This window comes from Rhizobium sp. 42MFCr.1 (assembly GCF_000377185.1).
GTDB classification, from domain to species: Bacteria; Pseudomonadota; Alphaproteobacteria; order Rhizobiales; family Rhizobiaceae; genus Rhizobium; species Rhizobium altiplani.
In genome coordinates this window covers 1-6,935 of the sequence record NZ_KB897892.1, presented here as the reverse complement: position 1 = coordinate 6,935, position 6,935 = coordinate 1, and the positions used below count along the sequence as shown (strand labels likewise).

The 6,935-nt window shown below is 55.3% G+C and carries 9 protein-coding genes; 4 read left to right on the top strand and 5 right to left on the bottom strand.

Annotated elements, in window-relative coordinates:
- Window positions 1–65: 65 nt before the first annotated feature.
- Window positions 66–926: an ArdC family protein gene (locus tag C934_RS33155; RefSeq protein WP_051085640.1), complete on the bottom strand. Its 861-nt coding sequence runs from the start codon at window positions 924–926 to the stop codon at window positions 66–68.
- A 775-nt stretch (window positions 927–1,701) separates the two neighbouring features.
- On the opposite strand from C934_RS33155, the gene C934_RS33150 reads away from it, so the two are divergent.
- A complete protein-coding gene (locus C934_RS33150) occupies window positions 1,702–1,950 on the top strand; it encodes a hypothetical protein (RefSeq protein WP_018860438.1) in 249 nt (82 codons plus the stop codon).
- 250 nt (window positions 1,951–2,200) lie between these two features.
- On the opposite strand, the gene C934_RS0131255 is transcribed toward C934_RS33150, so the two are convergent.
- Complete coding sequence (locus C934_RS0131255; RefSeq protein ID WP_018860437.1) at window positions 2,201–2,395, bottom strand: hypothetical protein; 195 nt, start codon at window positions 2,393–2,395, stop codon at window positions 2,201–2,203.
- Window positions 2,396–2,553: 158 nt separating this feature from the next.
- Between C934_RS0131255 and C934_RS0131250 the strand changes: the two genes are divergently transcribed.
- The 3 genes from C934_RS0131250 (at window position 2,554) to C934_RS0131245 (ending at window position 4,374) form a co-directional block, all read left to right on the top strand.
- Window positions 2,554–2,799, top strand: a complete 246-nt coding sequence (locus C934_RS0131250) for a hypothetical protein (protein WP_018860436.1) — start codon at window positions 2,554–2,556, stop codon at window positions 2,797–2,799.
- A 128-nt stretch (window positions 2,800–2,927) separates the two neighbouring features.
- Window positions 2,928–3,146: a hypothetical protein gene (locus tag C934_RS36115; protein ID WP_083929952.1), complete on the top strand. Its 219-nt coding sequence runs from the start codon at window positions 2,928–2,930 to the stop codon at window positions 3,144–3,146.
- 193 nt (window positions 3,147–3,339) lie between these two features.
- Window positions 3,340–4,374 (top strand): glycosyltransferase family 2 protein, encoded by a 1,035-nt coding sequence (locus C934_RS0131245; RefSeq protein ID WP_156828839.1) that lies wholly within the window; start codon window positions 3,340–3,342, stop codon window positions 4,372–4,374.
- Between the two features lie 145 nt (window positions 4,375–4,519).
- Here the strand turns inward: C934_RS0131245 and C934_RS0131240 are convergent, their stop codons facing one another.
- The 3 genes from C934_RS0131240 to C934_RS0131220 all read right to left on the bottom strand — a co-directional run.
- The gene (locus C934_RS0131240) at window positions 4,520–5,371 is read right to left on the bottom strand and encodes a capsular polysaccharide synthesis protein (RefSeq protein WP_018860434.1); all 852 of its coding nucleotides are present in this window, start codon (window positions 5,369–5,371) and stop codon (window positions 4,520–4,522) included.
- Between the two features lie 609 nt (window positions 5,372–5,980).
- Complete coding sequence (locus C934_RS35415) at window positions 5,981–6,334, bottom strand: outer membrane protein (protein ID WP_018860432.1); 354 nt, start codon at window positions 6,332–6,334, stop codon at window positions 5,981–5,983.
- 316 nt (window positions 6,335–6,650) lie between these two features.
- Window positions 6,651–6,935 (bottom strand): transposase (locus C934_RS0131220; protein WP_018860430.1); only part of this gene is annotated, 285 nt, incomplete at its 5' end.

Here is a 6,935-nt window from a genome sequence, read left to right as displayed (position 1 = left end):
CTCTGAAATAATGCGGAGGAATGTGGTCAGAAACCCTGGCCTTCAGCCAATCTGGTCGCATTCCTTCACATTATGGGCTGCTGCGGATAACTGACATTATGATGAGGTGAGCATAAGGTCAGCCAGCTATCGATATAGCTTGCATGATCGGGACGCAGTTCAAGTTCCGGAACGATTCCAAGATCGGCGCATAAGAATGCGCTGCCCAGTTCGGCAATCAGTTCTTCCCGGGCGCGCTCACTGCGATCCGTCCCATAGCGGCTGAGATCGCGATCGAGCCGTCCCTTTGCCGATGTCCAATGGGTCAATTCGTGACAGATGATGGCCAAGTAACAGGCGTCGTCCCTAAAGGCGTCGTAGTGCGGCATCTGAATATAGTCGTGGGCCGCGGCATAATAGGCCGACGAACCGCCATGACGGATCATGGCGCCGGTGTTGGCAAAGAAGCGACCGGCCTCAGCGATGCGGTCGAATGGATCCGACGGGCTTGCTGGCTTGTCAGCCCGGGCACCGAGGCCATCGATCTGATCGCCATTGAAGACGGTGTAGGCTTTCATGAAGGGGATGGATCGTTCGACGTCGTCGCCGCCATCAGCCGTTTCGGTACGGATGATCGAGCTGGCAAAGACGACGGTCGTTCCGCTTTCGCCCTTGCGAACCGCGCCGCCAAGTTCGAGCGCCTGGCGGAAGGTCATCCAGGTCGAGGACGAGAAGCCGCGGGCAATTGCCTCCGACCAGAGGAGGATGACGTTGATCCCGGAATAGGGTGCGCCATTGAAGCGCAGCGGTCGCGAGACCGGATCGGACGGACAAGCGTTATGCCAGGGTTGGATCCAGGGACGGACACCGCGTTCGAGAGCGGCAATGATCTTGTCGGTGATGCGGCCGTGGATGTCGGATCGTTGGCTGGTTTGCTGCCTTGTCATGTTGGAACCTCCGCTTTGGGGTCGCGACCATCGCGACCTGCTACGGCGGTCCAAAAGCCGGGCTTCAAGCACTGGCCGGCACCCGAAGGGCCGAAACGCCAGTGGAGGACGGCAACGCCGTTGCGGCCAGAGCGAGCCTGGCAGGACCGAAAGCCGCAGCAGGACGCGGGGGACGCGGGTTCAAGCGGATCCACAGGTTCAGGCGGCAAACACCAACGCGATCGGCGCCTTAGCGTGCTACCCAAGATATCGCGCCCGGCACCGACCGTCCCTGGCATTCGGTCAGGAAGCCATCTTGGCCAGCGGTTCTGTGCGACCGCACACGAAGGTCGCACATATGGATGCAAACGGAGGCTCGACCCGCCGCTCTTCTCACGTTCCTCGTCGACAAGACATTGAAGGAAGCGCAGGATCAGGCGCTGCGACGCCGTATCGAATACAATGCGGAACACACTAAAGGCATCTTCGGCTCAATAGCTTTTTCAGCCTTGCCTTTCCGCCTGGCCGCGTCTCTGAGCGCGTTCGACGGACAGCCTCACCAGGATAGGCGCATTCAGTCTTGCTTGCCACCTGGTCAGACTAAGGTCCAAATGAGGATCAGGCTTCAGTCCTATTTCTTCCGTGAAGAACAAAAGGCAATCTGTGGTTGATCCGAGTCGCACGAGCCCGAGACCTCGTCGAGCGGCGAAAGATCGAGGGCTTTCCCGGTCCCGCCGACCCGGAAAGCCCTTTTCATGTTTGAGTACCGCGATTTTTAACGGCATGGGACCACACAATGCGACAACGCGACGAAGCGCTTACATCGAACGATTTGTCCATCTGTGATGAAATCCTGAAGGACGTCGCGCAAAAACATTTGATCAACGATCAGAACGACAGAGTCCATCTCGCAGCCATTGTCATTGAGATTTACCGCCAGGGAGTACGTGATCCAGAACAGTTATCTCTGTTGGCCGGTGCGTCCTGCGAAGCGATGCTCGAAATGAGGCGCCTCGATCCTGGCGGCACACCGGCGGCGCTCTAAAACCTCTGAGGTGGACCACGCTGCGATCTACCTGCGAGACATTGGGGACCGGCGGACCTGCCCTGATCGGCCCGGCTCGGCTCGGCTCGGCTCGGACACTCGCATGCGATTCGTTGCCATCGAAGAGCTCGACGCCATCGGGCAGTGTCCAGCCCTGATCAACTTTCCTGTATCGCACCACCCGGTGGCCATGACGGTATCCGTCGTATTTCCGTGTCCAGCGGAGTCGGGCGTAACGAAATCCCGCCCGTCATAGTCGCCGTCGCACACGCAGCGTGGCAAACGGGAACATTGAGACAGGCGCGCATATCCCTTCCAACTCGACGAGCGCGTCACCGAGCATAGTCTTGCATTCGTCCATTGTGGCAGTGTCACCGATCTTCACACCTCTGGTCTGACTGAGCCAGTTCGTGGCGGCTTCGACCACATCGCGATACGCCTTCATGCTGACGCCTCCTCGCGGCCTACGAAGCCAACAGCGGGTGCTCCGATGAAGATTGACGCCATGCCCGCCGCTATTGGGTGAGGCACCTGTCACGATGAGCATCGAAGCACTGGGAACACGAAGGCCTTTGATCCGTTTTCTCATCAAAGGAGAGCCGCATGCCGACCTATAGCACCGACAGCCCTAGCAGATTGAAATGCCAACTGGCCGTACTAGATGCCATCTGGCCCAACACAGGTGTTCCAAGCGAAGAGCAGCAGGCATTGATTGATGCATATCGTTCGGGACAAATGGACGACGAAGAGTTTCAACTGCACCTCTTAAATGATCCGGTGCTGGCCAATTACGTTGAGGAATTGTGCCAAGCTAGTGACGACGCTCCAAGAGACCACATGGCGCCATAGGTGCGGCCCGACGCTCTGGTGATTGCAGCAGTAACGCAAAAGGGCGGCAGCTAACAAATGCTCCGATTGACTCCGCCAACCTATATGAACAGGCTAGCTCCGAGATACCACCACGGGAGCTGCAAACCATGAGCCCTGAACGTTTTAGCGAATGTCTGCTCCACATCCGATGGACCCCGATCAATATCGCATCAGCGCTGCAGTGCGAGCTATCCTGGATCGAATCCCTCGAAGCTGGAAACGAGGAAATTCCTACAGGTTTGGCTGTTTGGCTGGAAACACTCGCAGAAGCCCACGAGGCTTCGCCGCCGCCTGAAACGTATCGCGGGAAAAGATCAGGCCGATGAGCCGTTAAGACGGCGGACTGTCTAACTCGTAGACTGCCGCATTGTCCTGCACCTCGCGAAGACCCTTATATGAAGCGTGCCGCAAGTTGCCTTTTTCAAAACAGATCAATTTGGCCCTAACCTCGGCGTGATGACAAGCGAGTATGTTCCGCGATATGGAGGTGAAAAGCCTTGCAAGGCGGGACAGGATTCAATGAAAATGGAATATCCCTTTAAATCACCGGCGCAAGAAATTAGCCGCTCGTTGGGGGCACGGGCCGGGACTTGGCTTGAGAGTGCTAAAGTCTCGATGCGGCGAGCGCGGCAGCGGAACACCATCAAGGTGGAACCGCTTCGCGCATGGCCTACGAGACCATCAGAGATTGCGGCCGTATGCTTGTCGCGAAACGAAGTCGCTACCCTGCCTGAATTTCTCAAGCATTACCGACGCCTTGGGGTAACGCGATTCATTTTTCTCGACGACGCGTCAACGGACGGCACAAGGGAACTTTTGCTTGCCGAAAACGACGTCGATGTTTGGACATCTCCAGTCAGGTATGTTGACGCAAAGCGTGGCAAGCTATGGCGCGAGGCCTTATTCAATGAGTACGGCCTGGACAGATGGTATCTGAACGTCGATGCCGACGAATTCCTGTTTTATGACGGATGCGGCGGCCACTCGCTGTTTGATGTTGTCGAGGTTCTGAACAAGTCGGGCATCAAGCGCTTGCCGGCACCGATGATTGACATCTATCATTCCGATGATGGGGCAGCCGTTGGCGGCGATCCATGGAAGGCTCCACATCTCTTTGATGCTGCCGGCTATACCGCCGAGCTTACAAAGCGCGGGATATCGATCAAGGGCGGGCCACGCCGGAGAATTTTCGGCGAGAAGAACGAACTCATGAAGTACCCGCTCATTTATTGGGATGAGGCTTGCAGCTTGGGAGTCAGCATCCATCAGCCGCTACCGTACACGCGCAACTTCTCTCCGATTTGGGGCGCCTTGCTGCATTTCAAATTCTTTGGAGACTACGGAACGAAGATTGAAGCGGCAGTCGCGGACGGCCAGCACTTCAACGGTTCGATGCACTATCGCGCCATAGCAGAGGCGCTTCGAAAGAATGGAAAAATCGATTTCGTCTTTGAGCACACCACCAGGTTCCAAGGGCCGAACCAGCTTCGCGAACTCGGCTTGATATCGCCTATCGATTATCAAGGGCATCGAATCTCCACAAAAGCCGCCTAGCTTTGATCCGCGATGACAAGCGAGTATGTGCCTATATACCGGTGGCGAGCAGACCTTGCTAATGGAAGATTGGGGCGAGAATGGCGCCCCGGACACTACAACGACTGGTGTGGCGAGGAATAGCTGACGAATCCGGGACGGGACGCTAATCCTTTCGCACTGACGTAAGCTCGCCAATATCGATGTTTTTGCCCTGGCGTGGACCTGCGAGCCAAGTTCCGTCTTTCAATGCGGAGCTGGTGCTCATTTTTTGAAATGGTGTGCTCGCGACCTCGACATCGACTGGAATGGGCGTGAAAAATTCGTTCTGTGTCACATACCGCTTGAGCAGCATGTGCGCTTTCGAATGAAGCTTCGGAGTGTCATTCCATATCTTCGCTGCTTTCCTGTCGGTCGTGACGATGAACTCAAAAAGATGCATGCACCAGAAATAATGCAGAAGCTTTCCATTCTTCTGCCAATATCGATTCATCAATTTCGACCATTTGGTTACGAGATAATTCCCGGGCACCGCTGCTATGAAACTATTCGACATCATCCTGCCGGGGTAGCTGTCGGGAAATGCGAAGAAACCGGATTCCATCAGTTGAGGCAACCAATCATCGAGCTTACGGGTGCAAAATGTGGTCGCATCTATCCAGACGCCGCCGTACTTGGCGAGGAGTGCGATGCGGATCACATCGGCACGCCATTGTATCTTGCGATCCCGCGGCGGCTCCTCGAGGGTAATATGTTCTTTGACGGTATTTTCTGAGAGAACGTTGACGGTCCAGTTCGGATTATTTCTACACCAGCTCTCTATGCCCAATCGGACAGCTTCCGGTGCTTGCTCAATTGGCTCATGCCAATAGAACCAGATTATCTTTGGCATCTTCTTCGGGAAAGAATCGTAACGCGGGTTGTAATTCTGCGCCTTCAGATTCTTTTTCCCAATAATCGATCGGCGTATCGAGTGACTAATCTGCTTCCAAAGAAGAAAGGCATCAAAAATAATCAATGATGAGTTCTCGCCTTTTTGTTATCGGCCCAGAATAGTGAAGGTGTTGATTAGTTGCTTGTGGACGCGACCAACACGAACGCCTCTATATGATGTTTTTGACGCCGTCGATACCGACAAGTCGCTTTGCTGGACCCAAGCTGGGTCCAATCGCACGGGAACGGCTTTGCCCCTCCTTGCCGTTTCCTTCTGTAACTGCACTGCCTAAGGGCCCCGCTTGGCCTCCACGCCGGCGGGGCTCCTATTTGGTTGAGCTGAAACAAACAATGCGAGCCATCGTTGATCAGGTGAAACGGCGGCTTGTCTTTTCTCTGCCGTTTTCTTTCATATCAAGTCCTGACCCCCGCTTGTGCCCAGGCGGGGTCTTTTCGTAGCCATCTGACGATTGTTGGACCTCCTCGGTTGGCGAGTCGGTCAACGAAACTAGGAAGAGGCAAAGGAGCATCAGAACTGCCCATCCTACAAAGCAAAGGGCGATGCCGACTGCGGCCAATCTAATCGCGATTGGCCGCCAAATTGCGCCCGATACATTCACAAGAAAGGTCATAAGCCAGCCGTTCCGGTATCCTCTGTTCCTTCAATTCACAACTCAACCAGTAGGTCGCCCCGCTAGGGCACCTTGACCTCGTGTTGATCAAGTTCGACGTTCACATCAAAGATGTCCTTATCACCGTAGTGATTGTAACGATACTCGCCACGAACAAAGATGTTGTTGTTGACAGGCCTTGTGCTTTTGAGCACGGCGGTCCGCCAGCCCCCGGCACGCGGGCCGCTCCTCACTGGAAGCTCCGAATCCCCGTTGATATCTACGACAATGCCGCGCCGCAGCGCCTTGTCCCTAGCTTCCTTCAGTGCCTGGTCAAAAAGAAAGACCAACATGCCGGCGGGCGAGCCCTCCTGTTCCGCCATGTCGCGTGCGACACTCAGGGCGAAGATCGGTTGCGGGGGCTTGGTTTCGGTCATTTCTCGCTCTCCACACCTTCAAAGATATAATTGTGCTATCGCTTGGACTGTTAGGTGGGAGGACACTAGCATGATCGCTCGGAGAGACTTTACATACGAAGAATGGAGCTGTCTCTTGCATCTCTATCGCCACGAAACCGCTGATATCCCGAACGACCTGATCCGTAGATTTAAAGAAGCGGGCGTCACTGAGGAAGTGCTAGACGGAATCAGTCTCAGTCCGGCAGGCAAGCATTTGGTCGCGCATGAGCTACTTCTAGAGCGAAGGAACCGGCTCCAGCGATGACTACTTCCAGGCAATAAAAAAGCAACGGTGTTAGGCGTCAATCACCGTTGCTCGATAGTCTCTCATTTTGGCATTGAGGATTATGATCATCCTTCGCATGACCGCGACGAGAGCGACCTTTCCGGGCTTTCCTTTCGCTTTCAGTCGTTCGAAGACGGCCTTCATGGCTGGATCGAAGCGGATGGCGGGCAAGGCGGCGATGTAAAGGGCGTCGCGCACTGGTTTGCGGCCGCCGGCAATCATCCTCTTGCCACGCATCAGGCCACTGTCGCGATTGATAGGGGCAACACCGACCAGCTTTGCGATCTGGCCTTT

Bases quoted from the DNA above. Each gene is read 5' to 3' on its own strand.
- C934_RS33155 (WP_051085640.1), bottom strand. From the start codon at position 926: ATGACAAGGCAGCAAACCAGCCAACGATCCGACATCCACGGCCGCATC.
- C934_RS33150 (WP_018860438.1), top strand. From the start codon at position 1,702: ATGCGACAACGCGACGAAGCGCTTACATCGAACGATTTGTCCATCTGT.
- C934_RS0131255 (WP_018860437.1), bottom strand. From the start codon at position 2,395: ATGAAGGCGTATCGCGATGTGGTCGAAGCCGCCACGAACTGGCTCAGT.
- C934_RS0131250 (WP_018860436.1), top strand. From the start codon at position 2,554: ATGCCGACCTATAGCACCGACAGCCCTAGCAGATTGAAATGCCAACTG.
- C934_RS36115 (WP_083929952.1), top strand. From the start codon at position 2,928: ATGAGCCCTGAACGTTTTAGCGAATGTCTGCTCCACATCCGATGGACC.
- C934_RS0131245 (WP_156828839.1), top strand. From the start codon at position 3,340: ATGAAAATGGAATATCCCTTTAAATCACCGGCGCAAGAAATTAGCCGC.
- C934_RS35415 (WP_018860432.1), bottom strand. From the start codon at position 6,334: ATGACCGAAACCAAGCCCCCGCAACCGATCTTCGCCCTGAGTGTCGCA.